A 24,216-nucleotide genomic window follows, 5' to 3' on the forward strand; every position below is an offset into this window, starting at 1 on the left:
ACTCTTCGCTGGTAGGGAAATTGATTTCTTCGGTCAGTTTTCTGGACGCAAGTGTGGTGAATGTGAGCAGTGAAAAATCTCATTTTTTATCTTGCACACAACTGGTCAAACCTACTAAAACGGAGGCTTCCACCGCTGCAAATAATTTAGAGATGCCAAGCAATTTTTTGGACTTTCTGATTTCAAAAACTACAAACAACATCAACTAAACTAATGCGGTCAGTATTGCCTTTACTTGCCGGATAGTGGCGCAAATCATCTTGGAAAAGTACAAAAAGTTATCCAACAATCCAAACCTTTCTATTACTGACCTCAAAGCCATTCAAAAGGCGGAAATGTACTATGATTTTTTTTAAATACTTCGCAAAAGCCTCCTAATGATTTTTTTAATGATGAAATCTTGTTTAATTTTGTTAAACTACATGCCGTCAATATCGAGTAAACCAAAATTTGGCGGTAATATTGTCAGAATAAAATGATTTTTCAATCCCTTTCTCTTGCTGAGAAAGGGACTTCGGCTCTCTGACATTTTTTGTGGAGTCAGCCAATGAACAATACTACATGTAACTTTAAGCCCGTAGGACTATTATCTTAGTAAAAAAAGAGTAAGCCCAACCCACCTACAGCAAGGCCGTAGGCGTGAAATATGCCACCGCTACGCGGTTTTGTGTGGGTATATTCATTCATTTTCTACAAAAATAGCACACCTAAGGTGTTAGTCAAGGGCAGATGAAAGTTTACATAAGTTTTACACAGGAAGTGTCAGAGAACCGAGACTTTGGAGTAAAGAAAATTTCAAAACCACTTTTGATTGAGTATAAAATGAAGCAAATCAAGACCCTAAGGATTTTCAAAATTCTTAGGGTTTTTTAGGAAATAAAACTTGCAAAGGACTATCAGGCTTCAATATACCTACTAATTCTTTGTAAGAAACAAAGACCTCTGTACTAAGGTATTCATTATCAAAAACAAACATAATGCCCCCCCTCAATATCCCATAATTTTCTGTAACTAAATTGCCAAAGACTTTTCCATCGTAATCCCGCTTTATCACTTGTCCAAGAATTTTTAATAGTTCTTCTTCGTGGTTTTCTTTGAAAATCAGTTTAGAAGTAATTTCCTTGCCCGTAGCCAAGTCCCAAGTAGTGTATTGGCTGCGTATAGTCCCTGTATTTCCTTTTTTGTTTGTTCCACTTTGAAAACTACTGATTGTGAGTAGATTATTCTCATTCAAAAATATACTCATCTGAATTTGTACTTTTTGGATTTCCTTGTCTGAATCAAACTTTTTTAGCACATCGTACTGAAAAGCATTGAGAAGTAAAGTGTTAGGAAAGCCAATGCCTACTACTTTTTTCCCGATTTCTGTTTGAAGTTGTTTTAAAACCTCTTCATTTTTCAAGGCAAAAGGAAACAAGAGTTGAGCCTCTACTTGGGAGTTGGCATTGACTATTTGAGAATTATCAAAATAGTACGGTTTGAACTGCATACTTTGGGCATAGTTTTCTACAAGCTCAAAGGGTAGTTGTTTTTTTCTGTCTGCCGAAGTCCAAGTCCCTATTATCTTATTTTTCTTGATTTTTCCCTCCCAATAGCCGTAGCTTTCTGCTAAATAAAAATTTTCCTTTCCGAGATTAGGTATTTCTTTCTCAAAATCTCCATCATGGAAAAAAATAGGCTGCCCCAACCTATCCAAATAGTACCTACCAACTACTTGATGATTATGCAATATCAAGTCCATAGTTACAGGTACTTTGCCAAGCGTGCCTACCAAGTGCATGTAGCGAGGTGCATTTGCTTGAGCGTAAAGCGAAGTAAGTGGCAAACAAAGAATAATGAAGATAAAAAATTTTTTCATCATAGAAATAGCGATTTATTGTCTTACCTTTACTTATACTCTTGCAGTAAAATCTGCACTTCGGTAATGAGCCTATCTATTTCTTTGCGGTTAGTGCCGCTGTAATAACCTCTGATGCGTTTTTCTTTATCTATAAGCACTACCTTGTCGCTATGCACAAAGTCCACACTAATCGGCGAGGTGTTTTCTCTCGCAGAAATAAAGTAGCCACATCTCGCCATATTGTAAATTGCCCCTTTATCACCTGTTACAAAAGTCCATATTTGAGTATTTGCTTTGAACTTTTGGGCATACTCTTTCAAAATCGCTACGGAATCGTACAAAGGGTCGACAGAGTGCGAAAGAATCCGAACATCAGGAAAATCTTTGAAGGCTTCCTGCACGCGTACCAACTCAGAAGTCATCGTGGGGCAGATGTCAGGACAACGAGTAAAAAAGAAATCTACAATATATACTTTCCCTTCAAAGTCTTTCTCCGTAACTTCTTTGCCATCTTGGGAAATAAACTTAAACGGAGGAATCCTGTGTACACTATCCAACACATTGCTCTGACAATCAGGCGAGCTTGGATTCATGACAGGAATCTCAAACTTATTTTCTCCAAAACTATGAAGGAATAAAATAATAAAAGTCGGCACTGCCAATATAGTCATTAGCACGCCGACTTTAAAATATTTGTTTTTCATATCAAAATAGGAAATAGACCTAATTGAAAGATTTTTTATACACAAGTAAATTAGTGAGAACCACCCTCAGCTAATAATGCTACGATAAACCAAACAATAAAAGCCATAGGTATCATAATAGACCAAATCAAAGACTTTACCTCGTGTTTTAGGTGCATAAATTCACCTACTATGTAAAAGGCTTTGAAAATGGTCAGAATACCAAATTCTAAATTTTTTAATAAGCCGGGAGGTTGTAAAAATGCAATTACGAACTCCAATGCGGTAAGCAAAGAAAGATAAATAGTTACAGTAATTAACCTTTTTACAACAGGATTTTTCATTCCTCCACCTTGATGTTGTGCTTGTTCTGTATGTGCCATATCAATATCTTTATTTCAAAGTTAAAAAATTATAACAAGTAAAAACAAGTAAATACGAATACCCAGACTAAATCTACAAAGTGCCAATACAAACCCACTTTCTCCACCATTTCGTAATGCCCACGTCTTTCGTAAACACCCATAACTACATTGTAGAAAATAATAATATTTAATATTACCCCGCTGAATACGTGAGTGCCGTGAAATCCAGTGATAAAGAAGAACAGATTAGCAAAAGGAGGCGGACCGTATTGGTTCTTAATTAAATTAGCTCCATGGAAAACAGTTCCGTCATTCATTACTGTTCCTTCATCTGTTCCGTGGATAAAGTGCGACCATTCCCACGCTTGGCAGGCTAAGAAAGCAAAACCGCCAACAATAGTCCAAAGCATCCATTTTTCTACTTCTTTTTGCGACATACGATGCCCTGCTTCTACGGCAAGCACCATAGTAACGCTACTCAAAATCAAGATAAAGGTCATAATACCTACGAAAACCAGAGGAGCAGAAACTCCGTGAAAGAAGGGGATAGCTTCATATACTTTTTCAGGGATAGGCCAGTAATTAGGAGAGAAGGTAAATTCTTCTCTTGGACCTGTGTAGGCAGGATTCATGAAACGAATCGTCCCGTAAGTGATTAAAAGTGCAGAGAAGGTAAAAGCGTCTGAAAGTAAGAAAAACCACATCATGAGTTTTCCGTAACTTGCCTTCATTGGTTCTTGACCACCATTCCAAACTGAGTCTTTATTGACAGTGATTGTTGCCATCTTTAAAGTAGTATGATAAACGTATAATATATTTATTTACAATAACTTACAAAGTGCTTACTTTGATTTTTTGTAAAGATACTTAAATTTTATCCTAAACGACAAAATAATTTTGCGAAATATTTTACGAATTGACGATGAGAAATACAAAAAGGTATATCCAAAGTAGGTCTAAAAAGTGCCAATAAGTAGCACACATTTCCATTCTGACCATGCTTTTAGCGTGGATTTGATACCTAAAAACGGCTACTAAAATAATAATCAGAAAAATAATACCACTCAATAAGTGCAAGCCATGCAAGCCAGAGAATACATAGAGAAATGAACCTGCGGCATTGGCTTGGCTTCCTGCGAAAAAGATGCCCATTTTTACCAAATCGCTCCAACCCATGAGTTGAGTTACTAAAAAAGCAAAGCCTAAAACTACAGTGATAGACATTGCCAACTTAGTCGCCGCAAGATTATCTTTCTTGGCACTTAGGTATGCCCAGTGCATCGTAAGACTGCTTACTAAGATAATACCAGAGCTAATATAAAATATAAAAGGTAATTCAAAAAGCAACCAACCACCCTCTGCTTGTTTTACTAAGTAAGCCGAAGTCAGACCCGCAAAAATCATGACTATACTTACGATGAACAGCCACAATGCAAATTTTTTGGGGTGCATCGACAGGGTATTATTATTAGGTTCTTCGCTTATTTTTTGTGTAATTTCTGCCATTTTTTCAATCTTTTAAATTTTGACTGCAAAATTAAGGTACGATTCCGAAATAAAAGCTAAGAAGTATTTTAATTTTTGCACTTTGATAAGCAAATCGTCTATGAATAGTCGGTTTTACTTATACATCAAGATAACACAAGGTTTTGTAATAAGGTTTGAAAAAATAGCAATAAGGTAGGTATATAGGGAAGTTTAGCTGACCTTCCTCAGCCAAGACTTCGCCTCCTCTAAGGTGTCGAATACTTGGGTAGTGTAATATGAGTTTTTATTATTGATTAGGAAAAGTTCTAAGGAGATATTGGAAAATAAGTCCCCTGCAGTATTGATAGCCAAGTATTTAAGTCCTAATTTGTTTGCTCTGGGCGTCCACTCATTGACGAGCCATTCGTTGGCTTCGTTCCAAGGTCCTACAATGTTTGCATGGTCGGCTAATGCTCTTTGCAATTTTTGACTTTCTAAGACTTCTAAAATCTTATTATATCCCTTCTTGAGTTCTTCCATTAGAAGAAAGCCTCTCCATTTATAGTATAACCAGTTATTCTCTTTGTCCGCCTCAATCATTAAATATACGTAGCCTCCCTCATTTTTCAGTTCAATACGTTCACTATTTGATGTAACTTGTAGGTTATTCATATCAAAAAATGTAAAACTCAATACAGAATTTTGTTAATTTTAAAAGTATAATAATTTCGCAATATAGCAAATTTAGCATATCCTACTCAAAGTATTTGATTTTTTTTATTTCATACACGACTTTACTAACTACTTTTTACATAGCAATTTTGATACTTAATTTCTATAGGAATACTATTTTAAGAGGATTTTTCTATATTAAATTTTGCTCAGTACCAACTCTTAAAAATGCTATTGAATAATGTACTTACTCCCAGCACAGCATAAGAAAACTTATTTCCTCAATTCCGCTAATTGCTTGAAAAGTTCTATTTCTTTATTAGTCAAGTTTTTAGGTACTTGTAAAACTACTTTGATAAACAAGTCCCCGTGTTCTGTGGGATTATTGTACTTAGGCATACCTTTCCCTTTGATTCTGAATATTTTGCCACTATCTGTGCCTTGTGGGATAGTGAAATTGATTTCTTTTCCGTCCAAGTACTTAATAGGCACTTTCCCACCTAAAACAGCGGTGTAGATAGGTACGTTTACCGTGCAATGTATGTCATCTCCTTTGCGCTCAAATCCTTCTTTTTTAGCTACTTTCACTATTACGTACAGGTCGCCTCGCTTGCCGTCAGCCCCTTCGCCCCCTCGCCCAGCAAGTTTTAGCCTTTGCCCGTCCTCTATGCCTGCTTTTACAGTAAGTCGCAAGTTCTGGTTCAATACGTTCAAGATGCGCGCCGTTCCTGTGTAGGCTTCTTCTAAGCTAATTTCCATTTCTGTTTCAAAGTCTCTTCCTCTACTTACTCTTTGGCTCGTTCTTGGTTCCTCGTCCTCTCCCATGAACCTCCCAAAGATATTTTTAAAAAAGTCTGAAAAACCTCCACCAAAAGAGTCCCCAAAATCAAAGTCTTCTTGGGGAGGCGGGGTATTCGTATTAGAGGTGGAGCGTTGGAAAGGATTTTGTTTCCTTCGCAAGAAATCTTCTGGGTCGCCTCCATATTTTTGGTACTCAGCCCAGTTTGCTCCAAGTTGGTCGTAGTATTTTCTTTTTTTAGGGTCGCCAAGCACATCGTATGCTTCTGAAATTTCTTTGAACTTCGTTTCTGCTGCCTTATTACCTTGATTTTTATCGGGGTGATATTGCTTGGCAAGTTTGCGATAAGCTTTTTTTATTTCTTCTTCACTTGCTCCCTTCGGAACGCCTAAAATTTTATAATAATCTTTGTATTCCATGTATTTGATTGTATATTTCAAAAATCAGAGCGAATTTACAAAATTAAACTAAATTACGACAAACCGATTAAATATGTTTTTCTCTTCTCAACATCCCTCAAGAATTGCTTGCATAGATAATCAAGAATATCTATTCTTTAGTGGGACTTCTTATTTAGGAATGTCGGTAAATCCTGTTTTCCAAAAAGCTGTCCAGGAAGGACTTAGTAAATATGGAACAAATTACGGTAGTTCACGCACTTCTAATTTGCGTCTTGTAGTCTTCGAGGAGTTAGAGCATTTCCTTTGCCAATGGACAGGAGCAGAGCAAAGTCTTACGATGTCCTCTGGTTTTTTGGCAGGACAGCTAATTGCTCAGTGGATAAGAGATTTATTTTCAAAAGGTTATATTATTTCTTATGCTCCTCATACTCACCCTGCTGTTTTTTGTGGTTTGGAGAAAATGGATAGCCCAGATTTTGAAAGTTGGGTGGAGCAGATTGTTTTCCAAAGCTATACTTCTAAGCAAAATATGGTATTAGTGTGCAATGCGGTAGATGTTTTACACGCCAAAGTGCATAGTTTTGAATGGATAAAAAGGCTAAATATTGCAAAAGAAATTATCTTGGTCGTAGATGATTCGCATGGGATAGGCGTTACAGGACAAAATGGCAGAGGTATTTATGCTCACATTCCTCCTATGAAGAATGTTACCAAAGTAGTTATTGCCTCTATGGGGAAAGCATTAGGAATGCCTGCGGGCATGGTACTGAGCGAGCAAGAAATTATCAAAACCCTGAAAAAGAGCAGTTTCTATGCGGGAGCGTCTCCTATGCTGCCTGCCTATTGCTATGCTTTTTTAAAAATTGGCGAAGAGTATCAAAAACAATTAGTCATGTTGAAAAAAAATATCCAATTCTTCTCCTCAGAAGTGAAAGACTTGAATCTGCTCGACTATGCAGAGGATTACCCTGTCTTTCGGACTTATCAGCCTGCTCTTTATCCCTTCTTGTTGAAGCATCGAGTACTGATTTCTTCGTTCCCCTATCCTAAGCCCGATAGCGAACCAATAAGCAGAGTAGTGTTAAGCAGCTTGCATACGCTATCTGATTTGGCTTACTTAGTCGAGTTATTGAAACTTTTTGTGGCAGATATACGCCCAAAGGTAGAGCATTAGCCTATTTTACTATGCTCTCAGGGCTAAATAATATATCAAATTGGGGGATTTATGATGTCATCTTTCATCATTAAAGTTAGGGCTGGAGCGAAGTGTTTAAATTTTTCATGTAAAAGTTAGAAAAAAACAGATAGAAATTCTTTAATTTTGCCTCAAATGGAATTATTAACCATTTTCTTTGATATTTTATTCATCTAAAACATTTTTTGTTAGATTTAAATAATAAGTAAACAACTAAACAAAGAGTCTATGTCCATAAAAACGCCTATTACTGTAGCATACGGAGATGGTATCGGTCCGGAGATAATGCGCGCAACGTTAGATATTCTTTTTGCCGCAGGAGCGCAGTTAGAATTAGAAGAAATAGAAATAGGAGAAAAAGTCTATTTGAGAGGAATCTCAGCAGGTATAGAAGACTCCTCATGGGAATCTCTGCGAAGAACAAAGGTCTTTTTGAAAGCTCCTATTACTACTCCACAAGGAAGTGGTTACAAAAGTTTGAATGTAACTACAAGAAAAACCTTAGGACTATATGCCAATGTCCGCCCTTGTGTTTCTTACCACCCCTTTGTTCAGAGTAAACATCCTGTTATGGACGTAGTTATTGTAAGGGAAAATGAGGAAGACTTGTATGCAGGGATAGAGCATAGACAAACAAGCGAAGTATATCAATGCTTGAAACTGATTACTCGTCCAGGCTGTGAGAAAATAGTCCGTTATGCTTTCGAGTATGCACGCAATAATAACCGCAAAAAAGTAACTTGCTTTACCAAAGATAATATCATGAAAATGACTGATGGACTTTTCCATCAAGTTTTTGATGAAATCGGAGCTGAGTATCCTGAGTTAGAAAAAGAACATTGGATTGTGGATATTGGAGCGGCAAAGTTAGCAGATACACCAGAGGTTTTTGATGTAATCGTCATGCCTAATTTGTATGGAGATATTCTGTCAGACGTAGCCGCACAGATTACTGGCTCAGTTGGCTTGGCTGGCTCAGCCAATATCGGCGACCACTGCGCTATGTTCGAGGCTATTCACGGCTCAGCCCCAAGACGTGCAGGTCAAAATTTAGCCAATCCGTCAGGCTTATTGCTCGGGGGAATCATGATGCTCAACCACATAGGTCAAGGACACATCGCCAGCAAAGTACACAATGCTTGGCTTAAAACTATGGAAGATGGCATACATACTTACGACATTTTTAAAGAGGGAACAAGCAAAGAAAAAGTAGGAACAAAAGAGTTTGCTCAGGCGGTCATTGCAAGGCTCGGTGAGAAACCTTCGCAGTTGAAAGTAGCAGATTATCCTGCGGAAAGCAAAAAAATACATGTAGAAATCAAAAATCGCCCTCGTCTTGCCAAAGAAACTATTGGTGTAGATGTGTTCATCAATTGGGACGGTCCCAGCCCCAATGACCTTGGCGATAAATTGGCTACTTGCAATACAGAGGCTTTGAAGTTGGTAGTTATCAGTAATAGAGGGGTAAAAGTATATCCTGATGGTATGCCTGAAACCTTCTGCACCGACCACTGGAGATGTAGATTTGAACAACCCGAAGGCAAAGCAGTTACTCACCAAGACATTATCGACTTGTTGAGCAACGTAAGCAAAGCAGGTTTTGACTTTATCAAAACTGAAAATCTTTGCACCTTTGAAGGTAAAAAAGGCTACAGTTTAGCGCAAGGACAATAGATAATACAAGACATTCAAGATGATAAATAGAACGCAACGAGAAATCTTCAACAGCTGATTTGATGAAAAAGGGTATGCTTAATAGGTATGCCCTTTTTGATTTTGAAAGGAGCTCAAATACTTTGGCATTCATTTTTCTTTTCCTAATTTTGAAGGCTCAATCATTATCTATATTTGGTATGCAACAATATCACGACTTAATGAGGTATATCCTCCAAAATGGAGTAAGGAAAACCGACCGCACAGGCACAGGGACAGTCAGCGTATTTGGCTATACTATGCGATTTGATTTGAATGAAGGTTTCCCTTTGATTACTACAAAAAAAATACATCTCAAATCAGTCATTTACGAATTGCTTTGGTTTCTCAAAGGGGATACCAATATCCAATACCTCAAAGAGAACGGTGTGAGTATTTGGGACGAGTGGGCAGACGAAAATGGAGAACTGGGACCTGTTTACGGCTACCAATGGCGGAGTTGGAGTACGCCTGAGGGCAAATCCATAGACCAAATCGCAGAAGTTATCAAGCAAATAAAGCAAAATCCAGATTCAAGACGCATGATAGTCAGTGCTTGGAATGTAGCAGATATTGGAAAAATGAAGTTACCACCTTGCCATTTGCTTTTCCAATTCTATGTAGCAGAGGGCAAACTTTCCTGCCTGATGTACCAACGCAGTGCAGACGTATTCTTAGGAGTCCCCTTTAATATTGCTTCTTATGCCTTACTTACTATGATGATAGCGCAGGTTTGCGACTTGGGCGTAGGCGAGTTCGTTCATGTGCTTGGCGATGCCCACCTCTACCTAAACCACTTAGAGCAAGCACATATCCAACTTGCCAGAGAGCCAAGACCTCTGCCGCAAATGCTTATCAACCCTCAGGTAAAAGATATTTTTAGCTTTCAGTATGAAGATTTTACTTTGGTAAACTATCAGCCACACCCGCACATCAGAGCGGAAGTAGCTGTATAAGACATTCAAACCCCATCAGCCTTGAAAATAGTCTTACTTTTATTAGTGGTCTTATCTGTGAACATTTCCCTTGCCCAGTACCGCTATGAGTTTGTAGAGGGTAAATTGGGAACGGTTTGTAGGTTAGTTTTCTACGCAAAGGATTCTACGACTGCCGAGGTCATACAAGCAAAGGCATTCTCCAAAATAGATTCACTCAACGAAATACTAAGTGATTACAACGAAAATAGCCAAATCAGGAAGCTCTGCGATAGCTCGGGGATAGAAAAGCCAGTGGCAGTGAGCAAAGACTTGTATGAAATCATCTCTCAGTCTTTGATTTACTCCCAACTTTCCAAAGGTGCATTCGACATTACTATAGGGAATTATGTCCAACTTTGGCGAAGGGCAAAAAGGCAAGGCGTACTTCCCACTGCTACTCAGTTAGCCAAAGCCCGAGCTACTACGGGCTACCAGAAAATTAAACTTTACCCTCAAAAACAAGCAGTTGAACTACTCGTAAAAGGAATGAGGCTTGATGTAGGGGCAGTAGGAAAGGGCTTTATCGCTGACAAAGTTTTAGAGTTGTTACGTCAGTTAGGCGTGTCGTCTGCTTTGGTGGATTTAGGGGGAGATATAGTCATAGGAAACGCTCCTCCCAATCAAAAGGGATGGCAAATAGAAATTGCTGATAATGCACAGAATGATATAGGGAAAAGTCAAAAAATAGTTTTGGAAAACTGTGCCATCGCTACAAGCGGCGATATGTTTCAGTATATATCCATAGGCGGGCAACGCTATTCACACATTATTAATCCTAAGACAGGTTTGGGGCTTACAGAAAGAATACAAGTAACTGTCATTGCAAAAAACGGTAGTACATCCGATGCTTTTGCTTCCGCTTTAAGTGTATTAGGAAAAAAAATAGGCTTTGCTTTAGCAAAAAACCTCGAAAGTCAAAAGTCTATTTTATTAGGCACACAAATTATTTATTATAATGAAAATCAATATTTTGTAAAGCAAACTCAAGGTATGAAAAGATTAATCCACACCCAGTACAAAGATTATCCATAAATTTTTGTATTTGACTATATAAAAATATTTTTTTTCAATAAAAAAATACAACTTGGAAATCACCTACTTAGGAAAAACAAGGGTTTTTGCCTATTGGTTTGTAATAAAAAACTCCTTACCTTAGTTTTTGTATTAGCTACATTTAGCCTCAAACAACTGATAAACAAATTGTTAATTAATTATTAACCGTACTTTAACCATAACGATTACGCATAAACTCATCGCTTGTTATATCAGTTCATAAAGAAATACATATTGTTTTACTATTTTCATTATTAAAATATGTTAGTAACCAAAAGAGATGGAAGATTAGAAACGAGCAGACCTGAAAAAATCATGGCTCGTATAGAACGTCTTTGCTATGGCTTAGACATGAACTATATAGATGTTTTTCAGATTTGCCAAAAGGTAATTACGGGCATGTACGAAAAAATTACTACCGTAGAATTAGACAATCTTGCCGCTGAGACCGCTGCCTCTATGACTACTAAACACCCTGATTATGCTATTTTGGCAGCGCGTATTGCGATTTCGAACTTGCAAAAGGAAACAAGCAAGTCTTTTTCCAATACGATGAAAAGATTGTATATGTACAACGACCCCAAAACAGGAGAAAACGCTTCTTTGCTTTCCAAAGAAACATACGAGGTCATCAGAAAAAATGCAGCCCTGCTCGACTCTGCCATCATTTACGACCGCGATTTTAACTATGACTATTTTGGGTTCAAGACCTTAGAGCGTTCTTACTTGCTCAAACTCAATGGGAAGGTAGTAGAACGACCTCAACACATGCTCATGCGCGTAGCAGTAGGGATTCACGGCGAGGACGTAGAGGCGGCGATAGAAACCTACAATCTCATGTCAGAGAAGTGGTTTACTCATGCTACCCCTACGCTTTTCAATGCAGGAACACCTAAACCTCAGCTTTCCTCTTGCTTCTTGCTTACTATGAAAGAGGATAGCGTAGAGGGGATTTACGACACCTTGAAGCAGTGTGCTAAAATTTCTCAGTCTGCTGGTGGTATTGGGTTGGCTGTGCATAATGTCAGAGCCACAGGTTCTTATATCAAAGGAACAAACGGAACTTCTAATGGCATAGTCCCTATGTTGCGTGTGTTCAACGATACTGCTCGCTACATAGACCAAGGCGGCGGCAAGCGCAAAGGGGCTTTTGCAATATATTTAGAGCCTTGGCACGCAGACGTATTCGACTTTTTACAACTAAAAAAGAATCATGGCAAAGAAGAACTCAGAGCAAGAGATTTGTTCTATGCACTTTGGATTCCTGATTTGTTCATGAAAAGAGTAGAAGCAGACGAAGAGTGGTCGCTTTTCTGCCCCAACGAAGCACCAGGACTTGCAGACTGCTATGGAGAAGATTTTGAAAAACTTTACGAAAAATACGAAAGAGAAGGTAGAGCAAGAAAAGTCGTAAAAGCACAGGAACTTTGGTTTGAGATTTTAGAGTCGCAAACAGAAACAGGTACGCCGTATATGCTTTACAAAGACCACGCTAACCGCAAGTCTAACCAAAAGAACTTAGGCACAATTAAGTCGAGCAATCTTTGCACAGAAATCATAGAATATACTTCGCCAGATGAGGTCGCCGTTTGTAACTTAGCCTCTATTGCCCTGCCAAGGTTTATTCACGACGGCAAGTTTGACCACCAACAGCTATTTGATGTAACTTATGTAGTAACTAAAAACCTAAACAAGGTCATAGACATCAACTACTACCCCGTAGAGGAGGCACGCAGGTCTAACCTTCGCCACCGTCCTATTGGCTTAGGGGTACAAGGTTTAGCAGATGCTTTTATTATGCTAAGAATGCCTTTCGAATCAGAAGAAGCCAAAGGACTAAACAAAGATATTTTTGAAACTATTTACTTTGCGGCAATGACCGCCTCTAAGGACTTGGCAAAAGTACACGGACCTTATGAAACTTATCAGGGTTCGCCTATCTCGCAAGGCATTTTCCAATTTGATATGTGGGGCGTAAAACCTTCTTCTGGGCGTTGGGATTGGGAAGGATTGCGTAAAGAAATCTTGCAATACGGGGTAAGAAACTCGCTCTTAGTCGCCCCTATGCCCACTGCTTCTACTTCGCAGATTTTAGGCAATAACGAGTGTTTTGAGCCTTATACTTCCAATATCTATACGCGCAGAGTACTTTCTGGGGAGTTTATCGTAGTAAACAAGCACTTACTCAAAGACTTGATAAAGTTAGGCTTGTGGAACGAAACTATGAAAAACCTCATTATTCAGGCAAATGGTTCTATCCAACAGATTCCAAATATTCCTCAGAGAATCAAAGATTTGTATAAAACAGTATGGGAGATTAGTCAAAAAACCATTATAGACATGGCAGCAGACCGCGCTCCTTATATCTGCCAAAGCCAAAGTTTGAATATACATTTGCAAGACCCGAACTTTGGTAAGCTAACTTCTATGCACTTCTACGCATGGAAAAAAGGCTTAAAAACAGGTATGTATTACCTCAGAACCAAAGCCGCCGCAGATGCTATCAAGTTTACAGTAGATAAAAACGCTCTCACCAAAGGCGTACAGACCCAAATAGAAAACCGCCTTCAAGAGGAAGAGCAAGTATTGACTAATGCAAATGTTACATTCTACGAGAGAAAGGCAAGCCTCAACTTGAATACTTCTAACTTCCAAGTAAGACCAGAAACCCAAGTAAAGCAGGAAGCCAAAGTCGAGGTAGAAAACTATGAGCAAAAACTTAGCGATATGTCCTGCTCGCTTGATGACCCTGACAGCTGTGAGGCTTGTAGTGCATAGTTTTTCGTAACAAAGTGGTTATGCTTACATCTGACAGGTTTCGCAAACCTGTCAGATGTAAAAGATTGATAATTAATACTTTTTCACTCAAATAAATTCGCAAACTAATTTTGTTTGGGTATATACATTCCAAAAGTGAAGATTTACCTCAAAAGTAAATTTTCACTTTTTCGGTTTGTCATTGCGCTTTCTAAAACCTCAGTTTAAAGTGCTGTTTGGGTTGCTTTTCCCTGAAAAATACCAGTCCTACATGAAACAAATCAATTGTCAAAACAACTCGGGGGTGCTGTTGGATAGCTTGCCATGCGGTTTGCATCTCTGCCGACCAATAGATGTCATCAAAAACAAAAACGGTATTTTCATGCGCCTTACTTAGGCAGATTTCAAAATATTGCAGTGTAGGCACTTTCTGATGATTAGCGTCAAAAAATACAAAGTCTATCTGCTCGAGTTCTGCAACTTTCTTGGCTAAGATTTCATCTAAATTGCCTACGACTAATGCTATGTTATGAGTGGTTTGTTTAGTAATTTCTTTTTCAAAGAGTTTTTTAGCCTGCTCGGCTAAGGCTTCCGCTCCTTCAAAAGTATAGATTTTGGCTTCTTTGGGCGAGGCTTCGGAAAGATACAAGGTCGTCAGCCCTAAGCAAGTGCCTAATTCTAAAATAGTATTAGGTTGGAAATAATCGACTAATCTGAATAAAAGTTGGGCGGTTTTAGGATTAGCAATAGAGTTTTTAGCAATTTGGCTTACTGTTCTCTGAGTAGAGGTCAAATTTTTAGAACCTGCTCCCAAGTCATTGATTGCTAAAAGTGTATCATCTGACAATAAGTTCTGCCGTAGATTTTCCAAAATCTCAAAGCAGTAGTATTGCTTTTCTATATTAATCACTTGGGTATAAAGTTGGAAAACAAAAGGAGAGTGAATGCTGTGTGCATCGCCTGCTTTCCACCAAAAAGTAAGGTATTCGAATAATCTTTTCAAGTCTTTTCTTTCGTCAAAATCTTTAATTCAGAATATACGGCACTACCATAGTGAACTCAGGGATAGTTACTTTGAACTGATGTCCGTCGCTGAGTCGTTCCATGAGGTAAGTCCCTTTCATTTTGCCCATAGCCGTTCTGAGGTTACACCCCGAACTGTACTGATGAACTGCGCCGGGTTCCAAGATAGGTTGCTGCCCTACTACGCCTTCGCCTTCTACCTCGCCTATAGTAGCATTGGCATCATAGATAAGCCAATGGCGGCGCAACAGTTGGACGGTATATTCGCTGTGATTCTCAATCGTAATATGATAAGCAAATACAAAATGAGAATGTTCAGGTTTAGAAGATTCTGGAAGATACTGAGGAATAACGCTTACTTTGACGCCTTGTGTAATCTCTGTTACCATTTTCGCAAGTTGTTTTAATGCTGCAATAATAATAAATTCAAAATGAATTTACTAAAAAAAATAGAGATTGTTAAAATTCATTCCCAAAAAGTTGTGAATTGATGGGTGCATTCCCAAAGTTGATGTGTAAAGCGATGTTTATAAAAGGGGCAAAGGAGGGATTATAAGAACGAATTTGCTCATTGTTGTAAAATATTTTTAGGCTTCGTACTCCTGCCACTCCAGCTTGGATTTGTAGTTTGGCTCTACTGCTGGGGCTATAGCGAGCAAGCAAGCCTAAGCGTACATCTCTGTACTGCAAAGAAGTTTTTTCATTACCTACAGGTCTTTGATTGCTTACGGGTAAAATTCCTGAGCGAAATACAGCAAAATCTGCCCTTAGGGCAAGGTCTAAGTTATCTTTGCCAACATAAATAAGTTCTGCATAGGTAGGGAGGAGCATGGAAACTTGTATGTTTTTGCTCAAAAAGCGGCTAATGCCAAACAGAGGTATAGGAATGACTTGATTGTACTGATAGGTCAGCCCTACGCCATAAACATTAAAAGTGCGCAATCCTTTTAACACTATTTTTGCGGCTCCGCCAATAAAAAAAGGCTTTATTTTATCAAAAGTTTCCGGCGATTCTACTGCGCCAATGTTGAAAGTATAAAACCAAATGCCATTTCTCACATCTGCTTGGACGTGAGTAACTCCAAAAGAAAAATTATGGGCTAACTTTTGGTATGCCAACAAGTTGGTTTGCAGAAAGCGAGAGCCAATATTGGCAGTAATAAAAGTTTGATTGGCTTTCAGGTTTAATTTACTTAGGCTTGCTTCCACTTCGCCAGCAACGGGAATGACTAAGGAAGTATTGAAGTGAGAAAAACCGAAGTAAGTAGTATCTTGGATATTTTGCTTAGGAACGAAAGAAGAGGAAAACCTCATGCCGGGTCTGAAAAGCCAATTTAGTCCTATGCTTTGAGCATAAGATTGGCAAGTTATTACCGAACAAAAGATACATATTAAATATGTGTAAACTCTACTTATCAAGGTTTATATGGTTTGCACAAAGATAAAAAAAAAATGCTAAATTAGCTATCGTTAGTTTTCTTTATAAGGGAATTTATATCTTTGCTGATGCTTTAATAAAATAGGTAAAAATAATCATGCAAGAAGATAGATTACAGGTGTGGATTGATTTAGTAAAAATGGTCTTGGTGCTATTGGTAGGTTTTTTCCTTTCCAATACTTTGGCGTTTGTGGTAGTTTTGCCCTTGGTCAATTTTGACTTAGAAGCCATTACCCAACTCCTATCAGACCCGCTCAATTTCCCAGAAATAAGACCCGTGTTAATGATAATGCAAGGCGTAACAGCCTTAGGGCTTTTTGTGATTACTCCTTTGATTTATATTTATTGGATAGATAAAACTTTGTCTTTGAAAGGCTTATTTAAAAGCAATGGAACGTATTTAGTCCCATTGATTTTGGCAAGCATTGGCGTAGCGATAATAGAAATGCCTGCAATTACTTGGATTGGGAAGTGGAATATGGAAGTAGATTTTCCTGACTTTATGGATAGTTTTGAGCAGTGGGCAAAACTCCAAGAGGATAAGCTAAAAGACCTGACCATTTTTTTGACTGAGTTTCGCTCTTTTGAGCAGTTTCTGCTTGGTTTTATAGTTATTGGGATTATACCTGGTATAGGCGAGGAACTGCTTTTTAGGGGAGTATTACAAAATAAATTGAAACAGCTATTAGGCAATGCACACGTTGCAATTTGGCTGGCAGCCATTATTTTTAGTGCTTTCCACTTGCAGTTTTACGGTTTTGTACCAAGAATGTTATTGGGTGCATTATTTGGCTATCTGTACCAATGGTCAGGAAATCTGATTTACGCTATGGTAGCTCACTTTGTCAATAATGGTTTTACCATCATGATGATGTATCTTTACCAGCAAAATCATATAGAAATAGACATAGATAAGCAAGAAGTTCCGAGCGATGCGGCTCTTTTGTCCTTGATTTTGACGGCTTTACTTGTTTTAGTATTTTATAGCATGGCATCAAAAGCGAATCCAGCACTTAAAAAGATTACTTATTCAAAAGACTTAAATGATAGGGACTAATGGAAAAAGTTATGGGCAATGACTGGAAAGTGGTTTATGAAAACCCCAATGAAGTAAGAATCAGCATAGTAAAAGCTGTTTTAGAGGATTGTGAGATTCCTGCTGTAGTGATGAACAAAAAAGATTCTGCCTATCGGTTTGGAAGCTACCAAGTATATGTAAATCAGCAGCACCTCATCAAAGCCATCAGGATTATACAACATGAATTGGAATTTGAATAGTTTTTCCGAACTACAACAACGCGTTATTGCTGGCGTAGTGGGAGCGGCAATCATTTTATCGGGTACTTGGTACAGCGAATGGACGTATTTTGCTGTCTTTTTCCTGATTTGCATGTTTACTCAGTTAGAGTTCTACAAATTATTAGGACTGGACGGAAGCCTGCCTTTGCGTACTTTTGGCACTTTTAATGGGCAGTTTATCTTTACCCTTACTTTTCTGGTAGAAAAGTACCAGCTTAACCACAACTATTATTTTTTAATATGGATAGTAGTTTCGGGGGTGTACTTTATCAAACTTTACCAATACATTCGTCGCGACCTCCAGCCTTTTGTCAATATTGCATTTACTTTTTTAGGAATTATTTATGTGGCAGTTCCCTTTGCCTTGCTCAATATGGCTGTATTTCTAAAACATACTTATAGTTATCAGATTGTCATAGGTTCGCTTTTTCTTATCTGGGCAAGCGATACAGGAGCGTATTTTGCAGGCAGAAAATTTGGTAAAAATAAACTATTTTTCAGGATTTCGCCCAAAAAAACATGGGAGGGGAGCATAGGAGGTACGCTATTGGCGTTGCTTTTTGCTTATATCCTTTCTATTTATTTCCAAGATTTACAGCTCTGGCAATGGCTTTGTATAGCTGTAATTATCGTAGTTACAGGCACTTATGGTGATTTGGTAGAATCTTTGTTTAAGCGAAGCATTCGCATCAAAGATTCAGGCAATACTATCCCAGGACATGGAGGCTTCTTAGATAGATTTGACTCCTTGTTGCTTTCTTCTCCTTTTATTGTGGCTTTTGTAAAGTTGGTAGGATAAGTTTAATATTGGTACATCAAAACCATTGGGCATACAAAATGAAATACTATCTCATCGCAGGGGAAAAATCAGGCGATTTGCACGGAGCGAATCTCATCAGAGCATTGCAAAAACGAGATGCAAATGCTTCTTTTCGTGGCTTCGGAGGCGAGGAGATGCAACAAGCAGGCGCGATTCTGAGCAAGCATTACAAAGAAATGGCTTTCATGGGCTTTACCGCCGTACTGCTCAATCTCAACAAAATCAGAAAATATTTGAAAGAATGTCAAAAAGATATACTTGATTACCAACCAGATGTAGTTATACTGATAGATTATGCAGGTTTCAATCTCCGCATAGCTGAGTTTGCTAAAAAGCAAGGGTTCAAGACTTTTTACTATATCTCTCCCAAAGTCTGGGCATGGAATACCAAGCGAGCATGGAAAATCAAGCGTCTTGTGGATAGAATGTTCTGCATCATGCCCTTTGAAAAAGATTTTTATAAAAAATATGATTATGAGGTAGATTATATCGGCAATCCTATTTTTGATGCCATACAAAACTTCCAACCCAATCCTCATTTTTTAGAAAAAAATCAGATAGATAACAAGCCCATCATTGCTATTTTAGCGGGTAGTCGTAAAAATGAAATCAAATATTTGCTACCTTACATGGTCAGCATGGCAAAGTATTTCCCTGATTATCAGTTTATTGTCGCAGGAGTAAGTCATTTGGACAAAGCATTGTACCAGATAGCCTATCAGGCAGGGCTAAAAATAATTTTTGACCAAACATATAACTTGCTGAGTGTGGCAAAGGCAGCTTTGGTTACTTCGGGTACGGCTACGCTGGAAACAGCACTTTTCAACGTTCCACAGGTAGTCTGCTACAAGGGCGACTTTTTTTCTATGCTGATTGCGTGGATGGTAGTCAAAGTCAAATACATTTCTTTGGTCAATCTCGCCGCAGGCAGAGAAATCGTAAAAGAATTAGTACAGTACGACATTACAGAAAGCTCTCTAAAACAAGAACTAACAAAAATTTTAGGAGAAAATAGGCAGCAGATTCTGCAAGATTACCAAGCACTTCGCCAAAAAATCCAAACCGAAGCAAGTGCCTCTGAGGTTGCAGCTAAGCTAATGTGGCAGTATTTGAATGAAGGTTAGCATACTTACAAAATTCCATCGATTGTTATTATTCCGCTCTCAGCCCCTCCAGCACTATCCTTGCCTTGTCTTTGCCTATGAGAGCCTCTATTTCCGAAGGGGGAATTTCTAAGAGTTTTTTGACAGACCTGTACTTTTTTAAGAGCTTTTCTGCGGTAGCTTTGCCGATGCCGTCTATCTGTTCCAAACGACTAACCAAGCTGTTTTTACTGCGTTGGTCGCGGTGAAAAGTAATGGCAAACCTATGTGCCTCATCTCTAATGCGTTGAATGAGTTTTAAGGATTCTGATTTTTTGTTAATCATTATCGGTAGTTCGTCATTAGGATAGTAGAGTTCTTCCAATCGCTTAGCAATGCCAATAATAGGAATTTTTCCATATAAGTTGAGTGCTTTCAAAGCTTCGCAAGCCGCACTGAGCTGTCCCTTGCCGCCGTCTATGATGATGAGCTGGGGCAGGTCTGCATTTTCATTCAAAAGCCTTGCATACCTGCGCGTTACTATCTCGTACATAGAGGCAAAGTCGTTGGGTCCTACTACGGTTTTGATTTTGAAATGGCGATAGTCTTTTTTGGAAGGTTTGCCATCTTTGAAACAAACCATAGCGGCAACGGGATTTGTGCCTTGAATATTAGAGTTGTCAAAACACTCGATATGGTCGGGTCGCCTGATGAGGTTGAGGTCTTTTTGCAACTGCTCTAAAATACGTTTGTTAGCAGAATTATCTTTGATTTCTACCTCTCGGTTCATGCGTTCTTTTTTCTTGAAAAGAGCATTTTTATAGGAAAGCTCTACCAACTTTTTCAAATCACCAATCTTGGGAACTTGAATGTCCAAACCCTCGATTTGTACCTCTACATTGGTGATGATTTTTGTTTTATTAAAGGAAATTTCCTTTGCCAGATTTTCGCTGAGAGGGGTGCTATCACTCCTCTCGCCCATGCCCCATGCCCCTGATTTACTGCGAAAATCCAAAATCACGTATGCCAAAATCTCGCTGTCTGTTTCGTCCAATTTCTTTTTTACTGTCAGGGTTTGGGTTTGCACGATTGAGCCATTTTGAATGTGCAAGTAGTTCACATAACCCAATTTTTCATCAGAAGTAATGGCAAAAACATCAATGTCAGAAATATTAGGATTGGCGACCAAAGACTTGGCTTGGAATTTTTCCAAAGACTCCAATTTTTCCTTGTAAAGTTGTGCTTCCTCAAATTTCCACGCCTCTGCCGCTTCTTGCATTTTTTGTTTAAAATAATTGGTCGCTACATTGGTTTTCCCCTTCAAGATATGGATAACTTGCTCTATATCTTTCTGATAGTCTTCCTCTGTTTGCAAACCCTCGCACCCACCTTTGCAGTTCTTGATGTGATATTCTAAGCAAACTTTAAACTTTTTCTTTTTGATATTTTCCTTAGTTAGAGCCAAGTTGCAAGAGCGAATCGTATAAAGTTTTTTTACCAAATCAAGCAAAGTGTGCATTGCCTTTACGCTGGCGTAGGGTCCAAAATAAGTGCTGTCCTTTCTGTCATGCCTTCGGGTGGGAAAAACTCTGGGGAAAGGCTCGTTGGTAATGCAGATGTAAGGGAAAGTCTTGTCGTCTTTGAGCAAGATGTTGTACTTGGGCTGATTTGCCTTTATCAGGTTGTTTTCCAAGAGAAAAGCATCAAATTCAGAATTGACCACTGTATATTCAATTCGGCGAATCTCGCTTACCAAGCGTTGGGTTTTTCGGTTCAAATCGGCTTTGTTGGCAAAGTAGCTACTTACCCTATTTTTTAGGTTTTTTGCCTTGCCTACGTAAATAATTACATTTTGGCTATCAAAAAATTTGTAAATCCCCGGCTCAGTAGGGAGAATTTTAAGGGTTTCTGCTATTTCCACAATGTAAATAAATATTTTTCTCCAAATTTATAAAAATGATAGGAAAACGGCTTTGCATAGAATAAAAATTGTAATATTGTGCTTTCATTTAGACCTAACAAACTGTTTATGCAAAGCATAAGTAAAAAAGTGATTTTAATAGGAAATTTTGGTGTAGGCAAAACCTCTTTGACTCGCCAATTTGTTTTTCAAAAATTTGCAGACGAATACCTTACCACACTTGGTGTAAAAATTGATAAAAAAACATTGATTATCAATGATATAGAGGCTAATCTCATTATCTGGGATATTGCGGGGGAGGTATCGCAGACCAAAGTGCCTAAGTCTTATTACTTGGGTGCTAATGGTATTATTTACGTTTTTGACCTTACTCGCCCTTCTACTTTCAAACACATTGCTGAAGATTTGGATTACATCAAGCAAATGCTCCCTAACGTGCCGTATATCATTGCAGGCAATAAGAAAGACCTGCTGACAGAGGAGCAGTTGCAAGAAACTATACCCCAACTACCCCTTCCCTGCGAGTACCTGACCAGTGCCAAGACAGGCGAAAAGGTAGAAGATATGTTTTATGATTTAACCAAAAAAATGATTAGCAAGTAAGTACAAATGACTGAAATACAAGATATATTGCTCGAACATCAACAGCACTATCTTAGTCAATGGTTACAATTTGTGTTATTAGACCAAGAGGGAAAAATCTTGGACAGCAACCATTCTTTTGCTGATTTGAAGCATCTGTACGGTCAGTCTATCTACCAATTCAATCCTTTTTTAGAAAGTATCCAAAGCGTCATAGAAGCCTTAGACGAGCATCAGAGCGAACTTTTTTTCCCACGCATGGAAATCCCTTTTTGGGGGAAAGACGGAGTATTTGACTATACGATTAAACGCATACAACGAAACAATCAAATTTTTTATCTTTGGATTGTAGAGGACAATACGGCTCACAATCAGTACCTTTCCTTAGTACAGCAAGAACGTAACGATACCTATATTCAAAATGAACTTTTGCAGTTAAAAACCCAAAATCAACTCTTAAAAGAAGAAGTAGAGAAACAAACTGCTGATATTCAAGCCCAAAAGCAACTTATAGAAAAACAAAAAGAAGATATCTTAGATAGTATCCGCTATGCCCAAAGGATTCAAAATGCTATCTTGCCTACGCAAAAAAAACTTGCACAAGTCAGCTTTGAAACCATGATTTTTTATCGCCCTAAGGACATCGTGAGCGGTGATTTTTACTGGGCAAGCCAAGTAGGTAACAAAGCCATAGTAGCTGTTGCGGACTGCACGGGGCATGGCGTACCCGGGGCTTTTATGTCTATTGTAGGACAAAATATGCTTCAAACTGCCATCAATGCACAAAAAATTACTTCCCCTAAGCAAATGTTAGAGTCGCTTGATAAGCAAATGCTCCAACTTTTTGAAAACGACGATAGAGTCCATGACGGCATGGATATTGCTATTTTGACCATTGACAATCAAGAAAATAGCATTACCTTTGCAGGAGCGAAACGCCCTTTGTACTTCATCAGAGAGGGGAGTTTCCAAGAAATCAAAGGCGCGCCTTATGCGATTGGGGGGCATCATGTTGTTCATGGAAAAAACTTTGTCGAGTTCACCTTGCAAATTCAGCCTAATGATATTTTTTATATTTGTTCTGATGGCTATGCAGACCAATTTGGGGGAACAGAGGACAAAAAGTTCATGTTGAAAAATTTTAAAAATCTACTTTTGAAAATTCACCACCTTCCTTTTGCCCTTCAACAAGATATTCTGCTCGACAACCTGCTCAGTTGGCAGGGTGAGAATAAACAAACCGATGACATTTTGATAGTAGGATTAAGGTTTTAGAACCTTCTCCTACTTTTAACCAATAGCCATTTTTTTTACAACTCGATGTTCATTTTTTATCCCTATTACCAAATTTAGACTCATTGCCCAGTTGATAACTTTGTTTTCAGAGAACGGTAATAATATTGGACTGTCGTTTTGAGGACGATAATTTAAGTTTTTGAACCCAGGATTTAGCTCTAACTCTAAAGCGGTAGTGTATTTTTGGGGAAAAAGATTCAAATTAAAGCCTTGAATAAAAAAAGGAGAAAACTCTTTTCCTTCAAAATAATTCATGTAAAAATCAAAGTTACGACTTGTTTTTTTATTTATTAAGTAGTCATAACGTACCCCCGCAATCCAATATATGCTCTTCCGAGTTTTTAGCTTGAATCCCAAGTCTAAACTGAGATAGTCTAAACGGTTATTGGTAACTTTTAACTCCAAGTTGCTAAGCATCAAAGAATCAACAGGAGAAGGTGGATACGCTGTAAATCCTCTTTGTCGATAGCTTATTCCGCCAATTAAACTGAAATATTTTGAGTAGGTAGGGGTATATTCTGCATAAAGCCCAAAATTTACCCCTACACGATATTTATGCCTATCTTTGAGCATACTACCAATATAGCCTCCTTGCGAGCCAGTCAGATTGTTAGGGGGCGTAGGCACCAAATCCACAATTAGTTGTGTAAACTTATGGGTTGTCAGCACTCCTCCTGCTTTTATTTGGAAATTCCACTGTCCTTTGCCTACTTCTTGGGCAAATAGGAAAGAGGGGAAAAGAAGATACAAAATGATTAAAATACCAATTGTGCTAGTTAAAATATAAAGTTTTTTATATCTAAGATAGGTTGTTGAGTTATAAAGTTTAAATAAATAGCAAAAGTTAGGGATGT

At 38.3% G+C, this 24,216-nt stretch carries 24 protein-coding genes; 12 read left to right on the forward strand and 12 right to left on the reverse strand.

Translation table 11 applies throughout. The features are described from left to right. Window positions 1-209: hypothetical protein (locus BM141_RS23150; RefSeq protein ID WP_177217470.1), on the forward strand; the 209-nt coding region annotated here is incomplete at its 5' end. A gap of 650 nt (window positions 210-859) precedes the next feature. Here BM141_RS23150 and BM141_RS19735 read toward each other — a convergent pair. From BM141_RS19735 to BM141_RS19765, 7 genes are all read right to left on the reverse strand, one after another. After that, window positions 860-1,861, reverse strand: coding sequence for a hypothetical protein (locus tag BM141_RS19735; protein ID WP_143091014.1), 1,002 nt, complete (start codon window positions 1,859-1,861; stop codon window positions 860-862). Window positions 1,862-1,887: 26 nt separating this feature from the next. Continuing rightward, complete coding sequence (locus tag BM141_RS19740; RefSeq protein WP_091549190.1) at window positions 1,888-2,544, reverse strand: SCO family protein; 657 nt, start codon at window positions 2,542-2,544, stop codon at window positions 1,888-1,890. Between the two features lie 50 nt (window positions 2,545-2,594). After that, on the reverse strand, window positions 2,595-2,906 hold the full coding sequence (locus BM141_RS19745) for a cytochrome C oxidase subunit IV family protein (RefSeq protein WP_091549191.1): 312 nt from the start codon (window positions 2,904-2,906) through the stop codon (window positions 2,595-2,597). A gap of 29 nt (window positions 2,907-2,935) precedes the next feature. Next, a complete protein-coding gene (locus tag BM141_RS19750; RefSeq protein WP_245764119.1) occupies window positions 2,936-3,673 on the reverse strand; it encodes a cytochrome c oxidase subunit 3 in 738 nt (245 codons plus the stop codon). A 124-nt stretch (window positions 3,674-3,797) separates the two neighbouring features. After that, a complete protein-coding gene (locus tag BM141_RS19755; protein WP_091549192.1) occupies window positions 3,798-4,394 on the reverse strand; it encodes a cytochrome c oxidase subunit 3 in 597 nt (198 codons plus the stop codon). A gap of 192 nt (window positions 4,395-4,586) precedes the next feature. Next, complete coding sequence (locus tag BM141_RS19760; protein ID WP_091549193.1) at window positions 4,587-5,027, reverse strand: hypothetical protein; 441 nt, start codon at window positions 5,025-5,027, stop codon at window positions 4,587-4,589. Window positions 5,028-5,300: 273 nt separating this feature from the next. After that, window positions 5,301-6,245, reverse strand: coding sequence for a DnaJ C-terminal domain-containing protein (locus tag BM141_RS19765; protein WP_091549194.1), 945 nt, complete (start codon window positions 6,243-6,245; stop codon window positions 5,301-5,303). 73 nt (window positions 6,246-6,318) lie between these two features. On the opposite strand from BM141_RS19765, the gene BM141_RS19770 reads away from it, so the two are divergent. The 5 genes from BM141_RS19770 (at window position 6,319) to BM141_RS19790 (ending at window position 13,922) form a co-directional block, all read left to right on the forward strand. After that, entirely contained in the window at window positions 6,319-7,401 is a 1,083-nt protein-coding gene (locus BM141_RS19770) for an aminotransferase class I/II-fold pyridoxal phosphate-dependent enzyme (RefSeq protein ID WP_091549195.1), read from the forward strand. Between the two features lie 249 nt (window positions 7,402-7,650). Beyond that, complete coding sequence (locus BM141_RS19775; RefSeq protein ID WP_091549196.1) at window positions 7,651-9,096, forward strand: NADP-dependent isocitrate dehydrogenase; 1,446 nt, start codon at window positions 7,651-7,653, stop codon at window positions 9,094-9,096. 179 nt (window positions 9,097-9,275) lie between these two features. Next, a complete protein-coding gene (locus BM141_RS19780; RefSeq protein WP_091549209.1) occupies window positions 9,276-10,070 on the forward strand; it encodes a thymidylate synthase in 795 nt (264 codons plus the stop codon). A 21-nt stretch (window positions 10,071-10,091) separates the two neighbouring features. Then, entirely contained in the window at window positions 10,092-11,123 is a 1,032-nt protein-coding gene (locus BM141_RS19785) for an FAD:protein FMN transferase (protein WP_177217471.1), read from the forward strand. Window positions 11,124-11,405: 282 nt separating this feature from the next. After that, window positions 11,406-13,922, forward strand: a complete 2,517-nt coding sequence (locus BM141_RS19790; RefSeq protein WP_091549198.1) for a ribonucleoside-diphosphate reductase subunit alpha — start codon at window positions 11,406-11,408, stop codon at window positions 13,920-13,922. A 190-nt stretch (window positions 13,923-14,112) separates the two neighbouring features. Here the strand turns inward: BM141_RS19790 and BM141_RS19795 are convergent, their stop codons facing one another. The 3 genes from BM141_RS19795 to BM141_RS19805 form a co-directional block, all read right to left on the reverse strand. After that, window positions 14,113-14,904, reverse strand: a complete 792-nt coding sequence (locus BM141_RS19795; protein WP_091549199.1) for an O-methyltransferase — start codon at window positions 14,902-14,904, stop codon at window positions 14,113-14,115. A gap of 22 nt (window positions 14,905-14,926) precedes the next feature. Further along, window positions 14,927-15,313, reverse strand: a complete 387-nt coding sequence (gene apaG / locus BM141_RS19800) for a Co2+/Mg2+ efflux protein ApaG (RefSeq protein WP_091549200.1) — start codon at window positions 15,311-15,313, stop codon at window positions 14,927-14,929. 70 nt (window positions 15,314-15,383) lie between these two features. Next, window positions 15,384-16,238 carry a hypothetical protein gene (locus tag BM141_RS19805; protein WP_091549201.1) on the reverse strand — a complete coding sequence of 285 codons (855 nt, stop codon included), beginning with the start codon at window positions 16,236-16,238 and terminating at the stop codon, window positions 15,384-15,386. A 221-nt stretch (window positions 16,239-16,459) separates the two neighbouring features. Here BM141_RS19805 and BM141_RS19810 point away from each other — a divergent pair, with 221 nt between their 5' ends. The 4 genes from BM141_RS19810 to lpxB are packed head-to-tail and all read left to right on the forward strand — an operon-like array spanning window position 16,460 to window position 19,605. Beyond that, the gene (locus tag BM141_RS19810; protein ID WP_091549202.1) at window positions 16,460-17,419 is read left to right on the forward strand and encodes a CPBP family intramembrane glutamic endopeptidase; all 960 of its coding nucleotides are present in this window, start codon (window positions 16,460-16,462) and stop codon (window positions 17,417-17,419) included. After that, on the forward strand, window positions 17,419-17,640 hold the full coding sequence (locus BM141_RS19815; RefSeq protein WP_245764120.1) for a putative signal transducing protein: 222 nt from the start codon (window positions 17,419-17,421) through the stop codon (window positions 17,638-17,640). The genes BM141_RS19810 and BM141_RS19815 overlap by 1 nt, the downstream gene beginning before the upstream one ends. Continuing rightward, window positions 17,621-18,460: a phosphatidate cytidylyltransferase gene (locus BM141_RS19820; protein ID WP_091549203.1), complete on the forward strand. Its 840-nt coding sequence runs from the start codon at window positions 17,621-17,623 to the stop codon at window positions 18,458-18,460. The genes BM141_RS19815 and BM141_RS19820 overlap by 20 nt, the downstream gene beginning before the upstream one ends. 38 nt (window positions 18,461-18,498) lie before the next feature. Next, a complete protein-coding gene (lpxB, locus tag BM141_RS19825; protein ID WP_091549211.1) occupies window positions 18,499-19,605 on the forward strand; it encodes a lipid-A-disaccharide synthase in 1,107 nt (368 codons plus the stop codon). 28 nt (window positions 19,606-19,633) lie between these two features. On the opposite strand, the gene uvrC is transcribed toward lpxB, so the two are convergent. After that, on the reverse strand, window positions 19,634-21,484 hold the full coding sequence (gene uvrC / locus BM141_RS19830; protein WP_245764121.1) for an excinuclease ABC subunit UvrC: 1,851 nt from the start codon (window positions 21,482-21,484) through the stop codon (window positions 19,634-19,636). 108 nt (window positions 21,485-21,592) lie between these two features. Between uvrC and BM141_RS19835 the strand changes: the two genes are divergently transcribed. Then, window positions 21,593-22,087 (forward strand): Rab family GTPase, encoded by a 495-nt coding sequence (locus BM141_RS19835; RefSeq protein WP_091549205.1) that lies wholly within the window; start codon window positions 21,593-21,595, stop codon window positions 22,085-22,087. Between the two features lie 6 nt (window positions 22,088-22,093). Then, complete coding sequence (locus BM141_RS19840; protein ID WP_091549206.1) at window positions 22,094-23,341, forward strand: SpoIIE family protein phosphatase; 1,248 nt, start codon at window positions 22,094-22,096, stop codon at window positions 23,339-23,341. 15 nt (window positions 23,342-23,356) lie between these two features. Here BM141_RS19840 and BM141_RS19845 read toward each other — a convergent pair whose 3' ends face one another. Beyond that, window positions 23,357-24,112: an outer membrane beta-barrel protein gene (locus BM141_RS19845; RefSeq protein WP_091549207.1), complete on the reverse strand. Its 756-nt coding sequence runs from the start codon at window positions 24,110-24,112 to the stop codon at window positions 23,357-23,359. Between the last annotated feature and the right edge of the window lie 104 nt (window positions 24,113-24,216).

It is taken from the genome of Thermoflexibacter ruber (assembly GCF_900113045.1).
Classification (GTDB): domain Bacteria; phylum Bacteroidota; class Bacteroidia; order Cytophagales; family Thermoflexibacteraceae; genus Thermoflexibacter; species Thermoflexibacter ruber.

Excerpts from the sequence above, each read along its gene's own strand:
- BM141_RS19760 (WP_091549193.1), bottom strand. The coding sequence starts at position 5,027 with ATGAATAACCTACAAGTTACATCAAATAGTGAACGTATTGAACTGAAA.
- BM141_RS19805 (WP_091549201.1), bottom strand. The coding sequence starts at position 16,238 with ATGAGGTTTTCCTCTTCTTTCGTTCCTAAGCAAAATATCCAAGATACT.
- BM141_RS19840 (WP_091549206.1), top strand. The coding sequence starts at position 22,094 with ATGACTGAAATACAAGATATATTGCTCGAACATCAACAGCACTATCTT.
- BM141_RS19740 (WP_091549190.1), bottom strand. The coding sequence starts at position 2,544 with ATGAAAAACAAATATTTTAAAGTCGGCGTGCTAATGACTATATTGGCA.
- BM141_RS19820 (WP_091549203.1), top strand. The coding sequence starts at position 17,621 with ATGAATTGGAATTTGAATAGTTTTTCCGAACTACAACAACGCGTTATT.
- BM141_RS19735 (WP_143091014.1), bottom strand. The coding sequence starts at position 1,861 with ATGATGAAAAAATTTTTTATCTTCATTATTCTTTGTTTGCCACTTACT.
- BM141_RS19835 (WP_091549205.1), top strand. The coding sequence starts at position 21,593 with ATGCAAAGCATAAGTAAAAAAGTGATTTTAATAGGAAATTTTGGTGTA.
- apaG (WP_091549200.1), bottom strand. The coding sequence starts at position 15,313 with ATGGTAACAGAGATTACACAAGGCGTCAAAGTAAGCGTTATTCCTCAG.
- BM141_RS19810 (WP_091549202.1), top strand. The coding sequence starts at position 16,460 with ATGCAAGAAGATAGATTACAGGTGTGGATTGATTTAGTAAAAATGGTC.
- BM141_RS19755 (WP_091549192.1), bottom strand. The coding sequence starts at position 4,394 with ATGGCAGAAATTACACAAAAAATAAGCGAAGAACCTAATAATAATACC.
- BM141_RS19750 (WP_245764119.1), bottom strand. The coding sequence starts at position 3,673 with ATGGCAACAATCACTGTCAATAAAGACTCAGTTTGGAATGGTGGTCAA.
- BM141_RS19775 (WP_091549196.1), top strand. The coding sequence starts at position 7,651 with ATGTCCATAAAAACGCCTATTACTGTAGCATACGGAGATGGTATCGGT.
- BM141_RS19780 (WP_091549209.1), top strand. The coding sequence starts at position 9,276 with ATGCAACAATATCACGACTTAATGAGGTATATCCTCCAAAATGGAGTA.
- BM141_RS19770 (WP_091549195.1), top strand. The coding sequence starts at position 6,319 with ATGTTTTTCTCTTCTCAACATCCCTCAAGAATTGCTTGCATAGATAAT.
- lpxB (WP_091549211.1), top strand. The coding sequence starts at position 18,499 with ATGAAATACTATCTCATCGCAGGGGAAAAATCAGGCGATTTGCACGGA.
- BM141_RS19745 (WP_091549191.1), bottom strand. The coding sequence starts at position 2,906 with ATGGCACATACAGAACAAGCACAACATCAAGGTGGAGGAATGAAAAAT.
- BM141_RS19815 (WP_245764120.1), top strand. The coding sequence starts at position 17,419 with ATGGAAAAAGTTATGGGCAATGACTGGAAAGTGGTTTATGAAAACCCC.
- BM141_RS19790 (WP_091549198.1), top strand. The coding sequence starts at position 11,406 with ATGTTAGTAACCAAAAGAGATGGAAGATTAGAAACGAGCAGACCTGAA.
- BM141_RS19765 (WP_091549194.1), bottom strand. The coding sequence starts at position 6,245 with ATGGAATACAAAGATTATTATAAAATTTTAGGCGTTCCGAAGGGAGCA.